Raw genomic sequence first — 22,772 nt, forward strand, 5'->3', positions numbered from 1 at the left:
CGGAGAAGAACCGGGGTCCACCCCTCCGCCCCTGCCCTCTGCACCCCCTCCACCCCCAGCCGCAGCATCGAGATGACACTCGTCGTCGGTCCCGCGACACCCAGACCGGCAAGGACTGTCACTTCGATGTGGCGGGAACGCCGCTCCACCCCCGCTCGGCGAGGGCGCGGGCGGTGCGCGCGATGATCTCTGCGCGGGGCGTGGTCTTGGTGATCCTGATGACCCACCAGCCGTCGTCGATGAGATCGTTCAGCCTCGCGACATCCGTCGCCCACTGGTCGACGTCGAGCAGATGCTGCTCCCCGTCGTACTCGACGAGCACCCCGTAGCCGCGGAACACCAGGTCACCGCGCGTTCGCCGGCCCGATCGCAGCACGATGCGGCCGTTCGGCTCGGGCTCGGGGAGCCCCGCACGCGTGAGCACGAGCCGGGTGAACGATTCGCGGCGCGAGTACACGTTCGGCCGCATCGCCTGCCGGGCCTCGGCGAGCCGCCTCGCCCCTCTCCTCGAGCCGTGGCGCTCGATCGCCTCGTCGATCGTGCGTTCGTCGGTCAGCGGAACAGGCAGCCCGAGCAGCCGCTCCCCCGCCGCGATGAGGTCGTCGAGCCCGAGCAGGACGGCGAGCGAGCACCACGTGTCGGCCGGGGCCGTCACCCGGGCGCCCCGCACTCCCGCGACGCTGACGAGCACCGGTTTCGCGGTGCTGCGGCTCGCGACCACCCCGCGGCGGCGCGGCGCGCGTGTGCCGTCGAGCGCCACGAGGTGCAGACGCGGATCGCGTTCGAGCCTCCACGGAAGCGGCAGCCCGAGGAGGATGCCGGCGGTCGGGCCGGTGAACGCCTGCCCCTCGGTCATCACCACCGCGAGTGCCGAGCAGCGCTCGCGCAGGTCGCCCAGACGTCGAGCATCGACGCGGACGCCACGATGGGGTGCCGCGAGGGTCAACGACCGGAGGCGTCGTGGTGTCACGCCCGCAGCGAGGGCTTCCGCGGTCGAGAACGGCACGCGCTCGAAGCGCGGTGGGAGCGGTGACGGTCGGCTCATCCGTCGATCGTCTCGGTCGCGCCGCCCATGCTCGGCCGGAACGACCCGCACGAACGAACACCCCACGTCGGGCGCCATGTCGAGGGCAGGTCGGGCGCCCGCCGAGATGACAGCTGATGTCGCTGCGACACCCTCGGATGCGACGTCAGCTGTCATCTCGGCTGGCGCGTGGGTGGGAGGTGGGCCGGGGTCAGCGGCTGAAGCGCACCGTGGCGCGGAGACCGCCGCCGGGTCGCGGCGAGAGCTCGAGCTCGGCCCCGTGCCGGGCGACGATCGCCGCCACGATCGAGAGGCCGAGCCCCCGGCCGCGGTCGGCGGCGTCGCGCGTGCGCCCGCCGCCCCGCGTGAACGGCGCGGTGAGGGTGGCGACGGTCGACGCGTCGAGCTCGGCCCCGCCGTTCTCGACACGGAGGAACGGGGCCGGGCCCGTGTCGTCCGTCGTCACCGTCACGAACCCGCCGGCCTCGTTGTGCCGGATCGCGTTCTGCACGAGGTTGACGACGAGCTGGCGCAGCAGCACCTCGTCGCCCTCGACGACCGCCGCCCCGAGCGTCGTGCTCAGGCGCACTCCCGCCGGCTCCGCCTCGTCGCGCGCGTCGTCGACGACGGAGGCCGCGACCGCGCCGAGGTCGACCGGGCCGGACCCGTCGGTCTCGGCCGAGTCGACGGCCGCGAGGTCGAGCAGCGCCTCGACGGTCGCGATGCTGCGCTCGTTCGTCTCGCGCAGGCGCTCGAGCAGCTGCCGGTCGGGCGTCGCTCGCGCGGACAGCGCGACGTCGAGCATCGCACGGGTGGTCGCGAGCGGGGTGCGGAGTTCGTGCGACGCGTTCGCGGCGAATCGTCGATCGGCGTCGGCCGAGCGCTCGAGGGCGTCGAGCATGCCGTCGAAGGTATCGGCGAGGTCGGTGATCTCGTCGCGCGGCCCGCCGAGGGCGATGCGGTGGTCGAGGTGACCGCGCGCGGCCCGGTGCGCGGCCACGTTCACCTCCTGGAGCGGTCGCAGCATCCGGCCGGCGACGAGCCAGCCGGCCCAGGCGCCGCCGGCCGCCAGCAGCACGAGCGCGCCAGCCGACACCCAGAGCAGCAGCTGCAGGATGTCGGCGCGCGAACTCACGACGACGGCCGCCTCCGTGGTCGTGCTGGCCAACAGGCCGGGATCGGAGAGGGGCTGCGCCGGCGCCGCCTCCCCCGTCATCGCATCGGCGGGGATCGACTCGGTGAGCGGGGCGGCCGTGGTCGCGGCGAGACTGTCGGCGAACTCGTAGCTCGGCAGCAGCCCGACGACGAAGGAGACGATCACGAGGAGCACGGCCCCCGCGACGGTGAGCAGCACGGCGTAGGTCAGCGCGAGGCGTGCGCGCACGGTGAGGCGGAAGGCCTTCGGCGCGGCGGCCGCCGGCTCAGCCATTCGCCACGTCGATCGCGTAGCCGGCGCCGGGGTCGGTGCGGATCATCCACGGCTCGCCGAGCTTGCGCCGCAGCGTCGAGATGGTCACCTTCACCGAGTTCGTGAAGGGGTTCGCGTTCTCGTCCCAGGCCTTCTCGAGCAGGGTCTCCGCGCTCACGACACCGCCGCCCGCGCGCATCAGCACCTCGAGCACCGAGAACTCCTTGCGGCTGAGGCGCACGAACCGGCCGTCGCGGAAGACCTCGCGCCGGAACGGGTCGAGCGTCACGCCCGCGGCCTCGAGCTGCGGAGGCAGCGCGGTGAACCGGCGGCGCCCGAGCGCACGCACGCGCGCGACGAGCTCGGGGAACTCGAACGGCTTCGCCAGGTAGTCGTCGGCTCCGAGCTCGAAGCCCTCGACCTTGTCGCCGAGCCGGCGGGCCGCGGTGAGCATGAGGATCGCCGGGCGCGTCTCGCGCGCGGCGAGGGCGGCGCACACCTCATCGCCGTGGATGCCCGGCAGGTCGCGGTCGAGCAGCACGACGTCGTAGTCGTTGACGTCGATGTTGAAGAGCGCGGCTTCGCCGTCGGCGGCGACATCCGCGGCGATCGCCTCGAGCGCGAGCCCGGCGCGCACCGCCTCGGCGAGGTAGGGCTCGTCCTCCACGATCAGCACGCGCACGTGTCCACTTCCTTCGGTCTGCGGCATCCGGACGCTCCATCACACCCTGCGGGGCATAAGGAAAACGTCAGCGCCACCTTTTACCTCACTACGACCGCGCTGGGAGTGTGCTGGGTCCCGCGCATGAACCGGCGCGACCGAAAGGACCCTCGAATGACCACCACACGCACCTCCCGCGGCGCCCGCGCCCGTCTCGCGCTCACCGGCATCGGCCTCCTCCTCGCCCTCACGGCGTGCGCGCCGAACGCCCCCGAGACCCCCGAACTGAAGTCGGGCGACTCCGACGCCGCCTACGAGGAGTGGTCGACCGACTTCGTCTCCTGCATGAAGGAGCGGGGCGTCGACATCGAGATCGCGACGGCCTCGGGCGAATCGACGGGCGGCGACTCGAGCGAGGCCGTCGATCCCGACGAGATCGACCCCGAGGCGATGGCCGCGGCCCAGGATGCCTGCATCGACGAGCTGGGCGAGCCGCCGGTCGACCCGAACATGCCTGACGTCGAGGAGATCAACGCCGCCACGCTGCGTTTCGCCGCGTGCATGCGCGAGCTCGGCTACGACTACGCCGACCCCGAGATCGGGGCCGACGGATCGGTCGGCATGACGGAGGCGATGTCGGTCGACGAGTTCGACCCCGAGGACATCGACACCTGCAACGAGAAGGCCGACTACCCCGAGATGGGTCAGCAGTGACGAGCGACGAGCAGACGACGGATGCTCCGGCGCCGGGCCTCGCGAGACCGACGCGCCGGCGGCGCCGATGGCTCATCGCGGGCGCCGGCCTCGCGGTGCTCGGCATCGCCGGAGGCGTGCTCGCGGCGACGTGGCCCGCATCGACGGCCGAACCGGGCGACGAGCGCCCGGCCGCCGACGTCGCGACCGCGCCCGTCACCCGCGGCGACCTCACCGAGCGGATCCGGCTGACAGGACGCCTCGGCTACGGCGAGTCCCGGGATGTCGGGACGAGCCTCGGCGGAACGGTCACCTGGCTGCCCGGCATCGGCACCATGCTCGATCGCGGTGCGACGATGTTCCGCGTCGACGACGACCCCGTCGTGCTGTTCCTCGGCGGGCTGCCGGTGTGGCGGTCGTTCGCGGAGGGCATGGACGACGGGCCCGACGTGCGCCAGCTCGAGGAGAACCTCGCCGTGCTCGGCTTCTTCGAGCGCGATCCCGACGAGGAGTTCGCCTGGTCGACCGCCGCCGCGATCGAGGAGTGGCAGGAGTCGCTCGGGCTGGAGGAGACGGGCTCGATCGAGCTCGGCCGCATCGCCTTCGCCCCCGAGCCGATGCGGGTCGCGGAGCACAAGCTGAAGCCCGGCGCCCCGGCCGGCTCCGCCGTCATCGGCGCCTCCGGCACGGTGAAGCGCGTGAGCGTCTTCCTCGCGCCGAATCTCGGATCGGTGGCGCCGGTGGGGACCCCGGTGCAGATCACGCTGCCCGGCGGCGGCACGGCACCGGGCACGGTGAGCGCCGTCGGCGCGCCGGTCGAGCAGGACGACGAGGAGGGCGGGAAGAAGCTGAAGCTCCCGGTCACGATCACGCTCGACGACACGGCCGCGGCCGACGGGCTCGACGACGTCGGCGTGAGCGGCGAGCTCACCGCGGTGCGTCGGGAGGACGCGCTGATGGTGCCCGTCACCGCGCTGCTCGCCCGCGCGGGCGGCGGTTTCGCCGTCGAGGTCGTGACGAAGGGCGACCTCACGTCGGTGCCGGTCGAGCTCGGACTGTTCGCCGATGGACTCGTCGAGGTCACGGGCGGCGAGCTCGAGGCCGGCGACGAGGTCGTGGTGCCGGAATGAGCGGCCCGCTGATCCGGATGCGCTCGGTGACCCGGACGTACGGCTCGCCGCCCACGGTCGCCCTCTCGCACGCCGACCTCGACGTCGATCGCGGCGAGATGCTCGCGATCGTCGGGCCGAGCGGCTCGGGCAAGTCGACGCTCCTGAACCTCATGGGCACGCTCGATCGGCCGAGCTCCGGCGAGATCCGCATCGACGGACACGACACGGGGGCGATGAACGACGCCGAGCTCTCGGGGCTCCGTGCGCACACCATCGGATTCGTGTTCCAGCAGTACCACCTCGCCGAGGGGGTGACCGCGCTCGACAACGTCGCCACCGGCCTGCTGTACACCGGGGTGCCGAAGGCCGAACGGCGAGCGCGCGCCGCCGACGCGCTCGCCCGCGTCGGACTCGCGGCACGCACCGGCCACCGCCCCAACGAGCTGTCGGGCGGCGAACGCCAGCGCGTGGCCATCGCGCGGGCGGTGGTCGGCGAACCCGCCCTCCTCCTCGCCGACGAGCCGACGGGTGCGCTCGACACCCGCTCGGGCGAGACCGTCGTGTCGATCCTCGCCGAGCTCAACGCCACGGGCACGACCGTCGTCGTGATCACCCACGATCCGCAGGTCGCCGAGCGGATGCCCCGCCGGGTCGGCATCCGCGACGGTGTGCTGTCGACGGGCGCGGGCATCTCGACGGGAGCCCGCTCGTGAACGGCCTGCGCTCGCGGCTCCGCACGAGCGATCTCCTCTCGCTCGGCCTGCACGGACTCCGCGCCCGCCCGATGCGCGCCCTGCTCTCGGCGCTCGGCATCGCCATCGGGATCGCGGCGATGGTCGCGGTCGTCGGCATCTCGACGTCGAGCGAGGCGCTCGTGAAACAACGGCTCGCCTCGCTCGGCACGAACCTGCTCACCGCCTCGGCCGGGTCCGACTTCTTCGGGCAGGACGCCGCGCTGCCGGCCGATGCGATCGACCGCGTGCGCCGCGTCGAGGGCGTCGAGCAGGCGAGCTGGAGCGCCTCGCTCGCCGACGTGCACATCTACCGCAACCCGATGATCGACCGGGGCGCGACGGGCGGGCTCACGGTCGCCGTCGCCGACCTCGAACTGCTCGAGGCGACCGGCACCGGGCTCGGCTCGGGCGTCTGGCTCAACGGGGCGACCGAGCGCTTCCCGGTGGTGGTGCTCGGCGCCGCGGCGGCCGAACGGCTCGGCATCGTCTCGATCGGGAGCGCGATCGAGATCGACGGACGGCAGTTCACGGTCGCCGGCATCCTCGACCGCTCGCCGCTCGCCCCCGAGCTCGACACGCTCGCCCTCATCGGCGCACCGATCGCGACCGAGCTCTTCGCGTTCGACGGCTCGCCGTCGGTCATCTACGAGCGCTCGGCCGACGCACTCGTGACCGAGGTGCGCGACCTCCTGCCGGCCACGATCAACCCCGAATCGCCGACCCAGGTGAAGGTGAGCCGTCCCTCGGATGCGCTCGCGGCGAAGAACACGATCGATCAGGCCTTCACCGGGCTGCTGGTGGGCGTCGGCTCCATCGCCCTGCTCGTCGGCGGCATCGGCGTCGCGAACACGATGGTGATCTCGGTGCTCGAACGCCGACAGGAGATCGGCCTGCGCCGCTCGCTCGGGGCGACGCGCGGGCACGTCCGCTCGCAGTTCCTCGTCGAGGCGATCCTGCTGGCGCTCTGCGGCGGCATCGCGGGCACGATGATCGGGTGGGCGATCACGGCGGTCGTCGCGGGGGCGAACGGATGGCCCGTCGCGGTGCCGCCCGCGGTGCTCGCGGCCGCGGTCGGGGCGACGGTCGCCGTCGGCGCGGTCGCGGGGGCGCTGCCCGCGGCCCGGGCCGCCCGCACGTCGCCGACGGCCGCGCTCAGCACCTGACGGGTCGGACGGGGGCGCCGACCGACCGGACGGACTGTCAGGTCACCGCACCCCCGTCCGATGGTTCGTCTCATTCGCCGGGAACCACGTTGCACCCGTCGTGGCGCAGGGCAGAATGGCCACTGCGCGATGGCGCGCGAGTGAACAGGAGGCGTCGCCAGTGACTCAGGCATCCACGATCGAGGCGGAGTCGGGGACGACTCCCGCACCCGGGACTTCCCGCGGCGAGGCACCCGGAACGGTCGTCATCGACGCCGTCACGAAGCGCTACGGCGACTCGACGGCGGTCGACGGCCTCTCGCTCACCATCGAGGCCGGGGAGTTCATCTCGCTGCTCGGCCCCTCGGGCTGCGGCAAGACCACGACGCTGCGCATGATCGCCGGCTTCGAGCAGCCCGACGCCGGTGACATCCGCGTCTCGGGCCGTTCGCTGCTCGGCGTGCCGCCCTACCGCCGCGACGTGAACACCGTGTTCCAGGCCTACGCGCTCTTCCCGCACATGTCGGTCGCCGAGAACGTCGCCTACGGGCTGCAGCAGAAGCGCACCCCCAAGTCCGAGATCCGCGAGCGCGTCATCGACGCCCTCGACCTCGCCCAGATGCGCGGCTTCGCCGACCGCAAGCCCACCCAGCTCTCGGGCGGCCAGCAGCAGCGCGTCGCGCTCGCCAGGGCACTCGTCAACCGCCCCTCGGTGCTGCTGCTCGACGAGCCGCTCGGCGCGCTCGACCGCCAGCTGCGCGAGGAGATGCAGCTCGAGCTGAAGCTCCTCCAGTCGCGCCTCGGCATCACCTTCGTCTTCGTCACGCACGACCAGGGCGAGGCGCTCTCGATGAGCGACCGCATCGCGATCATGCGGAACGGGCGCATCGAGCAGCTCGCCGACGCCGACACCGTGTACGCGCGCCCGGCCTCGGCCTACGTCGCCGCGTTCGTCGGCCAGCAGAACTTCTTCCGCGGCCGTGCCGTCGAGGGCGGCGGCGCCGTCGAGTCGACGCACGCGCTCGTGCGCGGCACCACCTCCGCCTCCCCCGCCCTTCGCGAGGGCGAGGCCGGCCTCGCCGCGGTCCGCCCCGAGTTCGTGCGGATCGAGGCCGCGGCGGGCGCCGAGGCATCCGACGCCGTGAACTCCGCCCGCGGCACCCTCATCGGCGTCTCGCACCTCGGCGAGACCATGCAGTACCTCGTGCGGCTCGGCGACGACCAGAGCCTCATCGCCCGACGCCCGACCCCCGAGGCGCCGCAGGTCTCGGTCGGCGACACGGTCGTGTGCTCGTGGCGCCCCGAGAGCGTGCTCCTGTTCCCGGCCGACGATGCGGCGAGCGACGGCGGATTCGTCGCGCCGCCCACCGCCTGATCCGCCGAGGAGTCACGATGTCACCCGAACCCGAGATCCGCATCCTCGCGCCCGCGGGCGCCGCCAAGACCATCCGCCGCGAGCTCTCCCGGCGCCGATTCCTGAGCTTCGCCGCCGCGGCGGGCTCGGCCGGACTGCTCGCCGCGTGCGCGCCGTCCGGCACGCAGAGCGCCGCGCAGGCCTCGGGCGGCGCCCTCGAGGACCGCCTCTCGATCTACACCTGGGGCGACTACGACGCTCCCGACGTCCTCGACGCCTTCACCGCCGACCTCGGACCGAAGATCTCGCTGAGCGCCTTCAACTCGAACGAGGAGATGGTGGCGAAGCTCGTCGGCGCCCGCGGCACGAGCGGCTACGACATCGTCGTGCCGACCGGCACCTTCGTCGCGCAGATGGCCGAGCACGGGCTGCTGTCCAAGCTCAACCACGACCTGATCCCGAACCTGCAGCACGTCGACCCCGAGTTCCTCGGTCGCGCGTGGGACCCCGACAACGAGTACTCGATCTGCAAGGCGTGGGGCACGACGGGCTTCGTCTACGACACCACGGTGATCGACCGCGAGCTGAAGGACTGGAACGACTTCATCGACGCGGCCAAGAACGAGGCGAGCGGCAAGACCTCGCTCCTCGACGACCCGGCCGAGCTCACGGGGCTCTACTTCTGGTCGAACGGCATCCCGTGGAACACGACCGACGAGGCCGAGCTCGCCGCTGCCGAGGCCTTCCTCGTCGACGAACTGGCGCCGCACATCTCGGCGTTCGACTCGTACCCGGGCGGCAGCGCGATTCCGCAGGCCACGCAGGCGCTCATGCAGTCGTACAACGGCGACGCGCGACTCGGCATGCTCGAGAGCCCGGACCCCGAGCGCTGGAAGTTCGTGCTCGGCTCGCCGTCGACCGAACTGTGGATGGACAACTGGGCGATCCCGGCCGGCGCACCGCACCCCGAGGCCGCGCACGCGTTCATCGACTATGTGCTCGCGCCCGAGAACGCCATCTCCGAACTCGACTACATCGGGTACCACACGGGCGCGAAGGACATCGAGCAGGTCGCGGCCGACGCCGGACTGCCGATGCTCGACCTCGTGTTCTTCACGCCCGAGCAGCTCGCGACCATGCAGGAGGGCGAGCTCACCGAGGCGCAGGAGCGCATCGTGCAGATCTGGAACAAGACGAAGGCGGCGGCTGGTGCGTAGACGACTCCCCGGGTTCCTCCTCGCCGCGCCCGCGTGGGCCTGGCTGACGATCTTCTTCATCGCCCCGGTGGCGATGGTCGTGTGGTTCAGCTTCGGCTACAAGCCGAGCATCTTCGCCACGCAGGCGACCGACAAGCTGTCGTTCGACCGATACGCCGAGGTGCTCACCCCGACGTTCTTCGCGACCTTCCAGAACACGCTGTGGGTCGGCGTCGTCGGCACCGTGCTGTGCTTCCTCATCGGACTCCCGGTCGCGTACTGGATGGCGGTCAAGGCGCCGCCGTCGAAGCGGGGCCTGCTCGTCGCGCTCGTCATGGTCCCGTTCTGGACGAACTTCCTCGTGCGCACGATCGGCTGGCAGGTCATCCTCGCCCCCGAGGGTGTGCTCTCGACGATGCTGCAGGGCGTCGGCTTCGAGCCGCTCGCGATCCTGAACACGCGCGGAGCAGTCCTGATCGGCGTGGTCTACAACTATCTGCCGCTCATGATCCTGCCGCTCTTCGTCGCGTTCGACCGGGTCAACGGGCCGCTCCGCGAAGCCTCGAAGGACCTCGGCGCGGGCAAGCTGACCACGTTCTTCCGCATCACGCTCCCGCTCGCGCAGCCCGGCATCGTCGCGGGTGTGCTCCTCGTGTTCATCCCCCTGATGGGCGACTACATCACGGCGACCGTGCTCGGCGGGGCGAAGGGCAACATGGTCGGCCAGCTCGTGGCCAGCCAGTTCCAGACCGCGCAGAACTGGGCGCTCGGCTCGGCGATGGCGGTCGTGCTGATCTTCGTCATCATGCTCACCGCGGCGGCCGGAGCGATCCTCGTGTGGCTCGTCTCCTGGCCGTTCCGCGCCCGCAACCGGCTCGTCATCGGCACGGCGCCGGCGGCGGCGGCACCCGTTCCCGTTCGAGAGGAGGTCGCGGCATGAGTCTTCGACAGGTGGAGCGACCGGCCCGGCGGGCCCGTCCGGCATGGTCGGATGTCGCGTTCAACATCTGGGGCGTCCTCGTACTCCTCTTCCTGTTCGCGCCGATCCTCGTGATCATCGCCTCCTCGTTCAACGTGGGGCGCCTGCTCGTGTCGTGGGACCAGTTCGGCTTCGACTCGTTCCTCGCGCTGCTCGCGAAGCCCGCGCTCCGCGACGCGGTGTGGATCTCGGTGCAGACGGGTTTCATCGCCGCGCTCGTGGCGACCCTGCTCGGCACGCTCGCGGGCATCGCGATGGCGCGGCACGCGGGCAAGTGGGTCTGGTGGTTCCTCGGTCTGCTGCTGCTCGTCTCGGTGACGCCCGAGATCGTCGACGCCGTCGCACTGCTGCCGTGGATGGTGTTCCTCGGCCAGGACCTCGGCATGTCGATCTTCAACGACGGCATCGTGCGCCTCGTCGTCGGCCACTCGCTCTTCTCCGTGGCCGTCGTCTCCTACCTCGTGCGCGCGCGTCTCGTCGGCCAGGAGGCGAAGCTCGAGGAGGCCTCGGCCGACCTCTACGCCACCCCCGCCCGCACGTTCCGCAAGGTGACGCTGCCGCTCGCGATGCCCGCGGTGCTCGCCGGCTTCCTGCTGTCGTTCACGCTGAGCCTCGACAATACCGTCATCGCGGCGTTCGTCTCGGTCTCGGGGTCGACGCCGTGGCCGGTGTACGTGCTGAGTGCGCTGCGCAGCGGACTCCGTCCCGAGATCGCCGCCGTGTCGACGGTGATGCTCGTGCTCACGCTGGTCGCGCTCGGCCTCGTCGCGCTCGTGCTGCGGCGTGCGGGCGACTCTGCCGCCGACATCGCCCGCACGATGGCGGGCAGCTGAGCCCCACGCGGCCCGGACGCAGAACGGGGGCGCACCGATCGGTGCGCCCCCGTTCTCGTGCCTCGTGCGTCAGGCGCAGACGACGGTGAGCTCGGTGATGCCCTCGGTGAGCGCAGTGAGGTGGTCGCCCATGGCCGAGACGTCGGCATTCGCCGGGTCGGCGAGCATGCCGTCGACGTAGGCGACGTACGCGGTCATCGCGGCGGCGGCGCTGTCGGCCGCGGCCTTCACGTCGGCGTCGCTGACCTGGGCGGCGGTCTCCTTGACCGTCTGCTCTGCGCCCCTGAAGGCCTCGAGCGCGGCGGCCGGGTCGCTCGTGTCGACCGACGAGAGGCCCTCGAGCTCGGTCAGCGTGGTCTTCACGATCGCGCAGTCCGCCTCCTTCGACTGGCCGGCCTCGGGTGCGGCGGACTCGGCGGACTCGGACTTGGCGTCGTCCTTCGAACCGGCGTCGGCGGCCGGGGCGCCCGCGGCGCACCCGGTGAGCAGGAGGGCGAGCAGCGTGAACGAGGCGGCGGCGAGCGGACGTGATGCAGTCATCGTGATGATTCCCCTAAAGATCGGTCCCGGGTCGATCCCGGGCCCCCGGTACATCCAAGCAGTCGCCGCCGACGAGCGGAAATGGCACAGCTGCCCATCGTTCGGGTCGCGGCCGCCGCGGATGTCTCGGAACGGCGACGCGGTCGCGCTCAGGCGTAGCGCGCGGTGAGGGCGGCGCCGAGCTCCGCGAGCCGATCGCGCAGGCTGACGGGCTCGATCACCTCGGCCTCCCGCGCCCACGCCGCGAGCCGCCGTTCCAGCACCTGCTCGCTCGGCGCGGTGACGCGCAGCCGCACCCGGCCGTCGGCCTCCGCCTCGCCGCCGGCGCTGCTGCCGGTGACCCAGCCCCGGAACTCCTCGACGACCGCCGCGTCGACGAGCACCGTCGCCTCGGTACGGTGCCGAGCCGCGTTCGCCGCCGCCCGCAGCGCGGCCCACTCGGCGTCGAGGTCGAACGGGTCGGGGCGCTCGAACCGCTCGTCCCCCACGACGACGTCGCCCATGCGGTCGACCCGATAGCTCCGTCTCGACGCGTCGTCACCGGGCGCGTCGGCCGCGCCGCTCGGCCGGTCGACGGCGGGCGCGCTGACCGCGTCGGCGATCAGGTACCAGACGCCGCGGGTCTCGATGAGCCCGAGCGGGCGCACGGTGCGCACCGCGGCCTCCCCGCCCCACCGTGTGTAGCCGAACCGGGCGACCCGCCGCTCGAGCACGGCCTGCTGCAGGAGCTCGACCGCGCGGGGCGGTCGCGACGCGGGGGCATCCCACCCGCCCGCATCGACGATCACCGACTCGGCGGCCGCCTCGGCGTCGGCGCGGAAGGTCGCGGGCAGCGCCCTGAGCACCTTACGCAACGCCGAGCGCGCCGCGTCGCTCTCATCAGCGCGGGGGCCGAGGAGGAGGAAGAGCGCCCGCGCCTCCGAGGCGGTGAATCCACTGAGGTCGGTGCGCCCCTCGCCGAGCAGCTGCCAGCCGCCGCCGCGACCGGGCTGCGGGTAGACGGGGATGCCCGCCGCGGAGAGCGCCTCGAGGTCGCGTCTGGCCGTGGCCACCGAGATCTCGAGCTCCTCGGCGAGCTGGCGGGCGGTGACGCGACCGCGCGCCTGCATGACGAGGAGGGTGGCGACGAGCCGGTCTGCGCGCATGTTCCGATTCTCCTCGCAAAAGTAGTCAGAAGGTGAGCACTTCTGCGTTCGATCATGGAATCACCAGGCGACGACGGGTCGCCGGATCACGAGGGAGAACCCAATGCTGCGAGGCATCGCCACCATCAACTGCTACGTCGACGACCCCGCCGCGGCCGCCGCCTGGTACACCGAGGTGCTCGGAATCGAGCCGTACTTCAGCCGCCCCGGTCCTGACGGGCGCCCGGCGTACGTCGAGTTCCGGATCGGCGACCACCAGCAGGAGCTCGGCTTCATCGACCGACGGTTCGCTCCCGCCGAGCTCGGCGCCGGCGCGGGCGGCGCGCTCGTGCACTGGCACGTCGACGAGCTCGAGACCGCCGTCGCGCGACTCGTCGAGCTCGGCGCCACGCCGCTGCTGCCGATCACCGAGCACGGGCCCGGTTTCGTGACCGCGTCGGTCGTCGATCCCTTCGGCAACGTGCTCGGGGTCATGACGAACGTGCACTACCTCGACATGCTCGCCGGGCCCGCGCGCGACGAACTCGTGCAGGAGGCGTGACGCCGGCCGCGCCTCCCGCCGGTCAGGCGGCGGAGGCCTCCTGCCCCACGACCTCGTCGATGACGCTGCCGTGCACGGGCAGCCAGCCGAGGGCTCGCGCCTTCGCGCCGTCGGCGCGCTGGTCGAGGAGCAGCGCATCGGCGAAGACGGCGCCGAGGCGCGAGCGCGAGGCATCCGCCCCCTCGGCGACGACACCGCTCGCGCCGCCCTGCGCGACGACGGCTTCGGCGACCGCGCGCACGGTCGTGGGCGCGCCGTCGCTGCCGATGACGCGACCGAGCGCGCGGTCGTGCTCGAGCGCGTGCCGGTAGAGACGGGCGAGGTCGTCGACGTGCACCCAGGTCCAGTGCTGCTCGCCGTCGCCGAGCAGCAGGATCCGGCCGTCGACGTCGCGCGGCGCCTCGGAGATGAGCTGCACGAGCCCGCGCTCGTCGCCGTAGACGACGCCGGGGGCGATGATCGTCGCCGAGACGGATGACGCGAGCAGTCGCTCCTCGATCGGCACCCGCCAGGCGACGAGCGCCGGTGCATCGGGCCGGGCATCGTCGTCGAGCGCGTCGCCGGCCCCGTACGCCCAGATGCCGCCGGTGTGCACGTAGCGGCGACCGGTGCCGCCGAAGGCCTCGATGACGGCGTCGGCGATCGCGGTGTCGAAGGCCGCGGCGTCCGACGCCGGTGCCGCCGCGTGCACGGCGCCGTCGGCGTCGGCGAGCAGCGGGGCGAGCCACGCGGCATCCGTCGCCTCGCCGATGGCGGCCGTCGCGCCGCGCGCCTCGACCGCCTCGGCGGCGCGCTCGCTACGCACGACCGCGACGACTTCGTGCCCGTGCGCGACGAGTTCGCCGAGCACGGCCGATCCGATGTATCCGGTTCCCCCGGTCAGTAGAATCCTCATGCCTGCGACGCTACGGAGCCGACGCCGGTTACTTCAACGGAACTTCCCTCGAGGGAAGCACGAGCCGTCATCGGGGGTCGGATGTCGCAACACCACGTCACCACCGCCGCGCCGGCCGCGGCCCCGACCGACGACGAGGAGCGCGACGTGCTCTCGCCGAACTGCCCGAGCCGGGTGATCCTCAGCCGCATCGGCGAGCGCTGGACGATGTTCGTCATCCTCGCCCTCTCGCGCGCGGGAACGCTGCGCTTCACCGAGCTGCGCGCACGGGTCGGCGAGGTCACCCCGAAGGTGCTGACCGAGACGCTGCGCGCCCTCGAGGCCGATGGGCTCGTCGAGCGCCGCGCCTACGCCGACTCCCCGCCCCGGGTGGAGTACTCGCTCACGCCGCTCGGCACCTCGCTGCTCGAGCCGATCGCCGCGATGCGCGAATGGGCCGAGCGGCACGTGCCCGAGGTGCTCGCCTCCCGCGATCGCGCGACCGGCTGAGCGCGCGACCGGCCGAACCGAGCGACCGCGCCATCCTCCGCCTCGGTCCTGCCATTCCGGCGAGCGCGGGCGGACTCGACGCGCCACGGCGCCGCGACGCTCGTTACATTGGGCGTGTGACCCGAGCGCTCATCATCATCGACATCCAGCAGGACTACTTCCCCGGCGGCCGGCACCCGCTCGTCGGCACCGACGCGGCCGCGGCGCAGGCCTCGCGACTGCTCGCCGCCTGGCGTGAGCGCGGCGAGCCGGTCGTGCACGTGCAGCACATCTGGGACGCCCCCGATGCGGCGTTCTTCCAACCGGGCACCCCGGGCGTCGAGATCCACCCGTCGGTCGCGCCGCTCGCCGACGAGCCGCTCGTCACGAAGGAGAACCCGAACTCGTTCCTCGAGACCGACCTCGACGAGCGGCTGCGCGCGATCGCCCCCGACGAGCTCGTCGTCGCCGGCATGATGTCGAGCATGTGCGTCGACGCGACCGTGCGCGCGGCGGCCGACGCCGGCTGGACGGTGAACGTCGCCCACGATGCGTGCGCCGCCCCCGACCTCGAGTTCGACGGGGTCGTCGTGCCGGGCGCGCAGGTGCACGCGGCCTTCATGGCGGCGCTCGACGGCAGCTACGCCACCGTCGTGAGCGCCGAGGAGATCATCGCGCAGGGCTAGCACTTCACGGATTCTTCGCTCGCGAGGCATCCATTTCGTCGAGGCTGGCACACCTGGAGCCCTTCATTCGCAGAACTTCTGCGAATCTTCCGTTTGCGTGAACCGCCGGCACGTGTGACCATCGATGGCATGATCACCGTCGATGCCACCGCTGAAGCCGCCGAACAGCTCGACGCGCTCACGCTCGGCCGGCGCATCCGCGACCGCCGCACGGCCCGCGGCATGACGCTCGGCGAGCTGGCCCGCGCGATCGACCGGGCGCCCTCGCAGGTGAGCGCCATCGAGAACGGCAAGCGCGAGCCGCGCCTCTCGATGTTGCGCACGATCGCGCTCGCGCTCGGCACCACGGTCGACGAACTGCTGCGCACCGACGCCCCGAACGAGCGCGTCGCCCTCGAGATCGCCGTCGAGCGCGCACAGCGCGGCCCCGTGTTCGCGGCCCTCGGGCTCGACCCCTTCCGCGTCGCGAAGACGATGAACGACCAGACCCTGCAGACGATCCTCGCCCTGCACAACGAGATCGACCGCCTCCACCGCGAGCGCGCAGCCACGCCCGAGGAGGCGCGCCGCGCGAACGGCGAGCTGCGCGCCGAGATGCGCGCCCGCGACAACTTCTACCCCGAGCTCGAGCAGAAGGCGGCCGAGCTGCTCGAGGCCGTCGGCCACACCGGCGGCCCGGTGTCGCACCAGCTCGTCGCCGACATGGCGTCGCACCTCGGCTACTCGCTGCACTACGTGGGCGACCTGCCGCACTCGACGCGATCGGTGACCGACAAGCACCACGGACGCATCTACCTGCCGACGCAGCAGTCGCCCTCGCGCGACTCCCGCTCGCCCATCCTCCAGGCGCTCGCGAGCCACCTGCTCGGCCACGAGGAGCCCGCGAACTACGCCGAGTTCCTGCGCCAGCGCATCGAGACGAACTACCTGACGGCCGCGCTCCTGCTGCCCGAGCAGGCGGCGGTGCGCTTCCTCTCCGAGGCGAAGAACCTGCGTCGCATCTCCATGGAGGACCTCCGCGACGCCTTCGCCGTCTCGTACGAGACCGCCGCCCACCGCTTCACGAACCTCGCGACCGCCCGCCTCGACATCCCCGTGCACTTCACGAAGGTGCACGAGTCGGGCACGATCATCAAGGCGTACGAGAACGACCGGGTGCGCTTCCCGAGCGACGCGCTCGGCGCGATCGAGGGCACCACGATGTGCCGCAACTGGACGGCGCGCACCGTGTTCGACGTCGAGGACCGCTACAGCCCGTGGTACCAGTACACCGACACTCCGTCGGGCACGTTCTGGTGCACCTCGCGCATCGAGAAGGCCAAGGAGGGCGAGTACTCGGTGTCGGTGGGCGTGCCGTTCGAGCACGTCAAGTGGTTCCGCGGCCGCGAGACACCCCATCGTGCGGTGTCGCGCTGCCCCGACCCCGCGTGCTGCCAGGCCCCGTCGGGCCTCGCCGAGAAGTGGGCGGATGCCTCGTGGCCGGCTGCGCGCACGCCGACCTCCCTGCTGGCGGCGCTGCCCACGGGCACCTTCCCGGGCGTCGACCAGACCGAGGTCTACCAGTTCCTCGAGGCGCACGCCCCGCGCTGAGCAGGCGGCGACGCACGACGAAGCGCCCGGGCCGGCCGGCGGAAGGGCCGGCCCGCCCGGGCGCTGGTCGGTCGGCTCAGCTCGCCGCCTTGCGGAGCTCCCGGCCGTGCACGGTGAGCGCGTAGATCACGAGGATGTCGAGCACGATGACGATGAGCGACCACCACGGCTGCGCGGGCAGCAGGAAGAGCTGGCCGATCGCGTTCACGATCGCGAGGATGATCGCCACCACGCGCGCCCAGGTCGCACCGGCGAACAGCGCCAGTGAGGCCAGGATCAGGACGACGCCGATGATCAGGTGCCACCAGCCCCAGCCCGCGACGTCCATGAGGAACAGGCCCTCGTTCGTCACGAAGTAGGCGCTGTTCGGGCCGATGACGGCCATGAGGCCGTAGATCGCGTCGAAGATGCCCGCGACGAGCAGCATGATCGCCGCGAAGTAGCCCCAACCGACCCAGCCGGTCGTTTCGGTGTCGCTCATGTCGATTCCTCCCAGTGGATTCGGCGGGCGCGCACCGCGTCCGTCGTCGTCACGCTACTGAGCGGCCGCCCCGCCGGACATCACGCAGTTCGCGTGAATCCCGGGGGCCGGCCGCCCGGCTCACGCCGTCGCGGGGAGGTGATACGCGACGTGGACCGACTCGATCGCCCCGTCGAAGGCGAACGGCATGCGGTCTGCGTACGCCCGCGACACCGCGCCGCCGTAGGCCCTGCCGATGTCGAGGCAGTCGTTGGCCGAGAAGAGCAGCGGGGCGCTGATCGGCACCGTGCCCGACCCGACCTTCGTGCCGTCGACCCGCAGGGTCACCGAGAGCGGGCCGCCCGGCCGGGGCTCGACAGAGTCGGTCACGACCTCGATCACGTGCTCGCCCGCCGCGATCGGCGACTCCGAGGCGATCGTCGTCCGCTGCACGAGGAACAGGTTGTACTCGTACGTGAGCACGCCGTCGACGACGAAGCAGGTGAGCCCGCCGCCGGCGCCGCCGAGCTTGTAGAGCACGCCGTTCGCACCTTGGGGCAGCGACGCCTTCATCGTCACCGTGTTCGGCCGGTTGCCGAGCGCCGGTGCGCAGAACTCCGGGATGCGTACGGTGTCGCCCGACAGCTCCCACTCGGTGTAGCTCGGGCCGAGCCGGAACTCGGGGTGGTACACCGGCACCCAGAGCCCGCCGCCGATCGGCAGCACCTCGTTCCTGGCCGCCTCGATCGCGAAGAGCTCCTTCATCTCGGCGAGCTTCTCGGGGTGGTCGGCGGCGAGGTCGTGCGCCTGGCTCCAGTCGTCGTCGAGGTGGTAGAGCTCCCACCGGTCGGCGTCGGGAGTCCACGTGGCGATGCCGGGAGGGGCACCGGGAACCCACGGCAGTCGCGGTCCCGTCGCCGACGCGATCCAGCCGTCGGAGTAGATCGAGCGGGAGGCCATGATCTCGAAGTACTGCGTGCGACGACGGCCCTCGGCCGCCGCCTCGTCGACGGCGTAGGCGAAGCTCGTGCCGTCGATCGGATCCTGGTGGATGCCGTTCACCTGCTCGGGGTGCGAGATGCCGAGCACCTCGTAGACCGTCGGCACGAGGTCGATCACGTGGTGGAACTGCGTCCGCGGCTCCGGATCGTGCGCGATCCGACCGGGCCACCGCAGGAACATCGGGTTGCGCGTGCCGCCGAGGTGCGAGGCCATCAGCTTCATGCCCTGGTACGGCGACGAGCCGGCCCACGCCCAGGCGGCGTGGTACTGGTTGTCGGTCGCCGGGCTGCCGAGCGCGTCGAGTCCGCCGAGCTCGTCGAGTGCGGCGATGTGCTGGTCGACGGTCGTCGGGATCATGTTCTGCGCGAGCAGCTCGCTGATCGTGCCGTTCTGCCCCTCGCCCGACGACCCGTTGTCGCCCCAGATGTAGACGATGAGCGTGTCGTCGCCGTAGCCCAGCTCCTCGAGCGCGTCGACGAGGCGCCCGGCCTGCACGTCGGCGTGCTCGCCGAACCCGGCGCAGACCTCCATCAGGCGGGCCTGGAACGGCTTCTGGTGGTCGGGGATCTCGTCCCAGCCCTGCAGGCTCTCGGGGCGCGCGGTCAGCTCGGCGTCCTGGGGGATCCACCCGGCAGCCTTCGCGCCCGCGAACGAGTGCTCGCGGTAGGCGTCCCAGCCGTCGTCGAAGCGGCCGGCGTACTTGTCGGCCCACTCCTTCATGATGTGGTGCGGCCCGTGGATCGCGCCGGTCGCCCAGTACATGAAGAAGGGCTTGTCGGGGGCGTTCGCCTTGTGGTCGCGCAGCCACTCGATCGCGTCGTCGGCCAGGTCCTCGCTGAGGTGGTAGCCGTCCTCGGGCGAGCGCGGCGGGAGCACCGAGGTCGTGTTGCGCACGAGGTTCGGCTCGTACTGGGATGCCTCGCCGGCGAGGAACCCGTAGAAGTACTCGAAGCCGTAGCCGGTCGGCCAGCGGTCGTAGGGCCCCGCCTTCGTCGTCTCCTCGGCGGGCGTGTTGTGCCATTTGCCCCAGGCGCCGGTCGAGTAGCCGTAGTTGCGGAGCACCTCGGCCATCGTCGCGCTCGACTTCGGGATGTGGCCCGAGTAGCCGTCCCAGTCGTTCGCGAGCTCGGCGATCTGCCCGGAGCCCACCCGGTGATGGTTGCGGCCGGTGAGGAGCGAGGCGCGGGTCGGTGAGCACATGGCCGTCGTGTGAAACCGGTTGAAGCCGATGCCCTCGTCGCGCAGGCGGCCGAGCGTCGGCGTCTCGACGACGCCGCCGAGCGGGGCGGGCAGCGCCGGCCCCGCGTCGTCGATGAGGATCACGAGGACGTTGGGCGCCTGCTCGCCGAGGTGGCGGTCGGGCGGCTTGGGCGAGTACGTCGATTCGGCCAGGGTGCGACCGGCGATGCTGCCGGAGCCCTTCGGCGGGAACGGCAGCGTGCGCGCCGGCGGCAGCGGTGTTCCGATGATCGAGCGGGATGCGGTGTCGGCCATGGGGTTCTCCTGTCCTCCCCGCGCCCGTCGGCGGAGTGCGCGGGAGTGCCCGGCGCGAGGCACCGGCGCGGGCTGTCCATCGTGCGGGCCCGGTGCCGTCTCGGCATCACGCAGATCGCGCGATCCGGACACGCCCCCATCATTCGCGTGATCTGCATGATGCGGAACCCCGTGAAGGGGGGTGTGATCGGAGCATCGATTGGAGGTCGGGCATGGACCACCTCGAACTGCTGCGTCGCCTGGCGATCGACGACGACCGGCTCTCGGGTGAGGGCCTCCCCGAGCCCGCCGGACCGTTGGGCCCGAAGTCGCTCGCGCTCGCCCGTCTCGGTGCCCTCTGCGGCGTCGGCGGGACCGACGCCTCGTTCTCCTCGGCGGTCGACGGGGCGATCCGAGCGGGCTCGACCGCGGCCGAGCTCGTGCAGCTCATCGTCGCGGTGGCCCCGGTCGTCGGCATGCCTCGCGCGGTCGCGGCGGCCCAGCATCTCGCCGTGGCGCTCGACCTCGACCTCGAGACCTTCGTCTCCGGAGCCGACTGAGGTCAGCCGAGCAGGCGGAGCTCCTCCGCCCGTTCGACGGCCGCACCCCTCGTCGTGACCTGCAGCTTGCGGTAGATGGAGCCGAGCTGCGAGCTCACCGTGTTGCGGGAGACGAACAACCGCTCGCCGATCTCGGCGATCGTGAGGTGCGTCTGCAGGTAGGGCAGCAGCCGGAGCTCGGCCGGGGTGAGCGGGGAGACGCCGAGCACCTCGCGCGACTGCTCCATCGACGACCGCAGCGCGGCGACGTCATCGAGGAGCGTGCCGAGGCCGGGGCGCACCCGCAGGAGGTCGTCGATCTCCTGCAGCAGGTGCGCCGCCGTCGACCCCTTGCCGAGCGCGACGAAGGCGCGGGCGAGTTCGAGCCGGACCTTGACGGCGAGGACCGGCATCACGTGGGTGCAGAGTCCCCGGTCGCGCATCGCGCGCGCGAGCAGGCGCTTCGCGGCGGGGCCGTCCTTCCGCCGGATCGCGACGCGGGCACCCACCGCGAGCACGAGGGTGGTGGTCGCGTAGCCGTCCATGCCGTGCTCGGCGATCGCGGCCAGCCCCCGGTCGACGTGGCCGCCGGCCTCCGCGACGTCGCCCCGATCGAGGGCGATGATCGCGAGCTCGGCCTCGCTCAGCACGATCGAGTCGGCGTTGCCGAAGAGCTCGGCCTGGCCGGACGACCGTTCGAACGCCTCGATCGCGGCATCCGTCTCGCCCGCGAGCAGTCGGGTCCACCCGACGAGGTGCAGCGCCTGATCGTGCCACAGGCTCGACGGCGACTCCGACTCGAGCCCGAAGGCCGCGTCGGCCGTGGCCGCGGCGAGCCCGTCGCGCCACATGATCGCCCGCACCATCGCACGAGCCGAGTCGTAGCTCGGCAAGCCGAGTTCGGCGGGCCCGTCGTACTCGATGCGGTCGAAGAGCCGGGCCCAGCCGTCGGCTTCTGCGGCATGTCCGTCGAGGATGGCGCGGAGACCCGCGAGCACGACGAGCGGCGGGTACTCGGCGATCGCCTCGGAGCCGAGCTCGTGCATCCACCGGGAGACCGCGGCGAGCTCACCGGCCTGATAGGCCCGGAGCGAGCGCTCGGCGACGAGCCGCACGGACCGCCGTCGATCGCCGGCCGCGAGCAGGTGCTCGATCGCGAGCGCGACCTCGCCGTGCCGCTCGCACCACGCCGCCGCCCGGCGATGCAGCTCGGGCCCCTCCCCGGGCTCGACCCGATCGAACTCGGCGAGCAGGAACTCGCGGAACAGCTGGTGGTACCGGTACTCGCCACGAGGTCGCTCGATCGGCACGAGGAAGAGCCCCCGACGCTCGAGCTCGCTCAGCCTGGCCCGCGAGTCGTCGCGTTCGAGCACCGCGTCGCAGCATCCGGCGGAGAGGTGCTCGAGCAGGGCGGTGCGCCGCAGGAACGACTGGTCGTCGGCATCGAGCGCGCGATAGCACGCGCGATAGAGGTAGTCGGCGACGAAGCGGTCGTCGCCGCCGATGTCGACCGGATGCCCGCCGTCACGTGCGGCGAGCGCGGCGAGCGCGATCCCGGTGGGCCATCCCTCGGTGTGCTCGACGAGGCGCGCCAGGTCGCCGTCGTCCGCGACGGCCTCGAACGCGTCGAACACCCGTCGGGCGTCGTGCACGTCGAGGCGCAGCTGGTCGGCGCCGATCTCGACGACCTCCCCGCCGAGGCGCAGGCGCGAGAGGAACTCGGGAACCCGTCGACTCGCCATCACGACCTGCGACCCCGCCGGGATGCGTCCGAGGGCGACCTCGAGCGCGTCCTGGCAGGCGGGGGTCTCGGCCTCGTGGAGGTCGTCGAGCACGAGCACGAACGGCGACTCGACGCGCTCGATCGCGGCGGCGAGCATCGGCGCCGCCCGCCCGAGCACGGCGCGACCGGTCATGGGGAGCGCGGTGAGAGCGGCCAGGCCGTCATCGCCCGGCATCGCGCGGTCGAACGCGCCCGCCAGCACGGCGATGAGCGCCGCCGGGTCGTCGTCGAAGCGGTCGAGCGAGACCCAGACGAGCACGCGGTCGTCGCGCTCGGCCCACTCGCGCACCAGCGTCGACTTGCCGTACCCGGCCGGTGCCGCGAGGCTCACGAGCGGAGCCCCCGACGACCGCGCGCGATCGATCAGGCGGCGGCGGCTCACGCTGCCGCCGCGACCCCGCGGCGGCGCGAACTTCGGCGAGGCGGGGTCGTCGCTCGTCGGCGACGAAGTGTCCTCCTGCACGGTCGTCAGTCCGTCCATATCCGGATTCTAGGGAGTGCGCACGCGGATCCG

At 72.3% G+C, this 22,772-nt stretch carries 22 protein-coding genes; 13 read left to right on the plus strand and 9 right to left on the minus strand.

The window, feature by feature from the left end; translation table 11 throughout:
* Nucleotides 1–118: 118 nt before the first annotated feature.
* The 3 genes from ACFVAJ_RS04640 to ACFVAJ_RS04650 form a co-directional block, all read right to left on the minus strand.
* Nucleotides 119–1,045: a hypothetical protein gene (locus ACFVAJ_RS04640; protein WP_376941633.1), complete on the minus strand. Its 927-nt coding sequence runs from the start codon at nucleotides 1,043–1,045 to the stop codon at nucleotides 119–121.
* 190 nt (nucleotides 1,046–1,235) lie between these two features.
* Complete coding sequence (locus ACFVAJ_RS04645) at nucleotides 1,236–2,453, minus strand: sensor histidine kinase (protein ID WP_376941634.1); 1,218 nt, start codon at nucleotides 2,451–2,453, stop codon at nucleotides 1,236–1,238.
* Nucleotides 2,446–3,114 carry a response regulator transcription factor gene (locus ACFVAJ_RS04650; RefSeq protein WP_376942474.1) on the minus strand — a complete coding sequence of 223 codons (669 nt, stop codon included), beginning with the start codon at nucleotides 3,112–3,114 and terminating at the stop codon, nucleotides 2,446–2,448. Before ACFVAJ_RS04650 ends, ACFVAJ_RS04645 begins: the two co-directional genes overlap by 8 nt.
* 153 nt (nucleotides 3,115–3,267) lie before the next feature.
* On the opposite strand from ACFVAJ_RS04650, the gene ACFVAJ_RS04655 reads away from it, so the two are divergent.
* The 8 genes from ACFVAJ_RS04655 to ACFVAJ_RS04690 all read left to right on the plus strand — a co-directional run bounded on the left by ACFVAJ_RS04655 (nucleotide 3,268) and on the right by ACFVAJ_RS04690 (nucleotide 11,136).
* Nucleotides 3,268–3,807: a hypothetical protein gene (locus tag ACFVAJ_RS04655; protein WP_376941635.1), complete on the plus strand. Its 540-nt coding sequence runs from the start codon at nucleotides 3,268–3,270 to the stop codon at nucleotides 3,805–3,807.
* Complete coding sequence (locus tag ACFVAJ_RS04660) at nucleotides 3,804–4,916, plus strand: peptidoglycan-binding protein (RefSeq protein ID WP_376941636.1); 1,113 nt, start codon at nucleotides 3,804–3,806, stop codon at nucleotides 4,914–4,916. Before ACFVAJ_RS04655 ends, ACFVAJ_RS04660 begins: the two co-directional genes overlap by 4 nt.
* On the plus strand, nucleotides 4,913–5,611 hold the full coding sequence (locus ACFVAJ_RS04665) for an ABC transporter ATP-binding protein (RefSeq protein WP_376941637.1): 699 nt from the start codon (nucleotides 4,913–4,915) through the stop codon (nucleotides 5,609–5,611). Before ACFVAJ_RS04660 ends, ACFVAJ_RS04665 begins: the two co-directional genes overlap by 4 nt.
* On the plus strand, nucleotides 5,608–6,795 hold the full coding sequence (locus ACFVAJ_RS04670; RefSeq protein WP_376941638.1) for an ABC transporter permease: 1,188 nt from the start codon (nucleotides 5,608–5,610) through the stop codon (nucleotides 6,793–6,795). The genes ACFVAJ_RS04665 and ACFVAJ_RS04670 overlap by 4 nt, the downstream gene beginning before the upstream one ends.
* A gap of 160 nt (nucleotides 6,796–6,955) precedes the next feature.
* On the plus strand, nucleotides 6,956–8,149 hold the full coding sequence (locus ACFVAJ_RS04675) for an ABC transporter ATP-binding protein (protein WP_376941639.1): 1,194 nt from the start codon (nucleotides 6,956–6,958) through the stop codon (nucleotides 8,147–8,149).
* A gap of 17 nt (nucleotides 8,150–8,166) precedes the next feature.
* A complete protein-coding gene (locus tag ACFVAJ_RS04680; protein ID WP_376941640.1) occupies nucleotides 8,167–9,345 on the plus strand; it encodes a spermidine/putrescine ABC transporter substrate-binding protein in 1,179 nt (392 codons plus the stop codon).
* The gene (locus ACFVAJ_RS04685) at nucleotides 9,338–10,264 is read left to right on the plus strand and encodes an ABC transporter permease (protein WP_376941641.1); all 927 of its coding nucleotides are present in this window, start codon (nucleotides 9,338–9,340) and stop codon (nucleotides 10,262–10,264) included. Before ACFVAJ_RS04680 ends, ACFVAJ_RS04685 begins: the two co-directional genes overlap by 8 nt.
* Nucleotides 10,261–11,136 (plus strand): ABC transporter permease, encoded by an 876-nt coding sequence (locus tag ACFVAJ_RS04690; protein WP_376941642.1) that lies wholly within the window; start codon nucleotides 10,261–10,263, stop codon nucleotides 11,134–11,136. Before ACFVAJ_RS04685 ends, ACFVAJ_RS04690 begins: the two co-directional genes overlap by 4 nt.
* Before the next feature lie 69 nt (nucleotides 11,137–11,205).
* Here the strand turns inward: ACFVAJ_RS04690 and ACFVAJ_RS04695 are convergent, their stop codons facing one another.
* Nucleotides 11,206–11,676, minus strand: coding sequence for a hypothetical protein (locus ACFVAJ_RS04695; RefSeq protein ID WP_376941643.1), 471 nt, complete (start codon nucleotides 11,674–11,676; stop codon nucleotides 11,206–11,208).
* A gap of 149 nt (nucleotides 11,677–11,825) precedes the next feature.
* Entirely contained in the window at nucleotides 11,826–12,821 is a 996-nt protein-coding gene (locus ACFVAJ_RS04700; protein WP_376941644.1) for a helix-turn-helix transcriptional regulator, read from the minus strand.
* Nucleotides 12,822–12,924: 103 nt separating this feature from the next.
* On the opposite strand from ACFVAJ_RS04700, the gene ACFVAJ_RS04705 reads away from it, so the two are divergent.
* Nucleotides 12,925–13,362 (plus strand): VOC family protein, encoded by a 438-nt coding sequence (locus ACFVAJ_RS04705; RefSeq protein ID WP_376941645.1) that lies wholly within the window; start codon nucleotides 12,925–12,927, stop codon nucleotides 13,360–13,362.
* A 22-nt stretch (nucleotides 13,363–13,384) separates the two neighbouring features.
* Here the strand turns inward: ACFVAJ_RS04705 and ACFVAJ_RS04710 are convergent, their stop codons facing one another.
* Nucleotides 13,385–14,257: an NAD-dependent epimerase/dehydratase family protein gene (locus ACFVAJ_RS04710; protein ID WP_376941646.1), complete on the minus strand. Its 873-nt coding sequence runs from the start codon at nucleotides 14,255–14,257 to the stop codon at nucleotides 13,385–13,387.
* Nucleotides 14,258–14,338: 81 nt separating this feature from the next.
* On the opposite strand from ACFVAJ_RS04710, the gene ACFVAJ_RS04715 reads away from it, so the two are divergent.
* The 3 genes from ACFVAJ_RS04715 (at nucleotide 14,339) to ACFVAJ_RS04725 (ending at nucleotide 17,001) form a co-directional block, all read left to right on the plus strand.
* Complete coding sequence (locus tag ACFVAJ_RS04715) at nucleotides 14,339–14,746, plus strand: winged helix-turn-helix transcriptional regulator (RefSeq protein WP_376941647.1); 408 nt, start codon at nucleotides 14,339–14,341, stop codon at nucleotides 14,744–14,746.
* 116 nt (nucleotides 14,747–14,862) lie between these two features.
* Nucleotides 14,863–15,411, plus strand: coding sequence for a cysteine hydrolase family protein (locus ACFVAJ_RS04720; protein ID WP_376941648.1), 549 nt, complete (start codon nucleotides 14,863–14,865; stop codon nucleotides 15,409–15,411).
* Nucleotides 15,412–15,540: 129 nt separating this feature from the next.
* Nucleotides 15,541–17,001: a helix-turn-helix domain-containing protein gene (locus tag ACFVAJ_RS04725; protein ID WP_376941649.1), complete on the plus strand. Its 1,461-nt coding sequence runs from the start codon at nucleotides 15,541–15,543 to the stop codon at nucleotides 16,999–17,001.
* Nucleotides 17,002–17,077: 76 nt separating this feature from the next.
* On the opposite strand, the gene ACFVAJ_RS04730 is transcribed toward ACFVAJ_RS04725, so the two are convergent.
* A complete protein-coding gene (locus tag ACFVAJ_RS04730; RefSeq protein WP_376941650.1) occupies nucleotides 17,078–17,482 on the minus strand; it encodes a hypothetical protein in 405 nt (134 codons plus the stop codon).
* Between the two features lie 120 nt (nucleotides 17,483–17,602).
* Entirely contained in the window at nucleotides 17,603–19,957 is a 2,355-nt protein-coding gene (locus ACFVAJ_RS04735; protein ID WP_376941651.1) for a sulfatase-like hydrolase/transferase, read from the minus strand.
* Nucleotides 19,958–20,169: 212 nt separating this feature from the next.
* Between ACFVAJ_RS04735 and ACFVAJ_RS04740 the strand changes: the two genes are divergently transcribed.
* Nucleotides 20,170–20,496 (plus strand): carboxymuconolactone decarboxylase family protein, encoded by a 327-nt coding sequence (locus ACFVAJ_RS04740; RefSeq protein WP_376941652.1) that lies wholly within the window; start codon nucleotides 20,170–20,172, stop codon nucleotides 20,494–20,496.
* Nucleotides 20,497–20,498: 2 nt separating this feature from the next.
* Here the strand turns inward: ACFVAJ_RS04740 and ACFVAJ_RS04745 are convergent, their stop codons facing one another.
* Nucleotides 20,499–22,739: an AAA family ATPase gene (locus tag ACFVAJ_RS04745; RefSeq protein ID WP_376941653.1), complete on the minus strand. Its 2,241-nt coding sequence runs from the start codon at nucleotides 22,737–22,739 to the stop codon at nucleotides 20,499–20,501.
* Between the last annotated feature and the right edge of the window lie 33 nt (nucleotides 22,740–22,772).

The sequence above is a fragment of the Agromyces sp. NPDC057679 genome, assembly GCF_042799635.1.
Lineage (GTDB): Bacteria > Actinomycetota > Actinomycetes > Actinomycetales > Microbacteriaceae > Agromyces.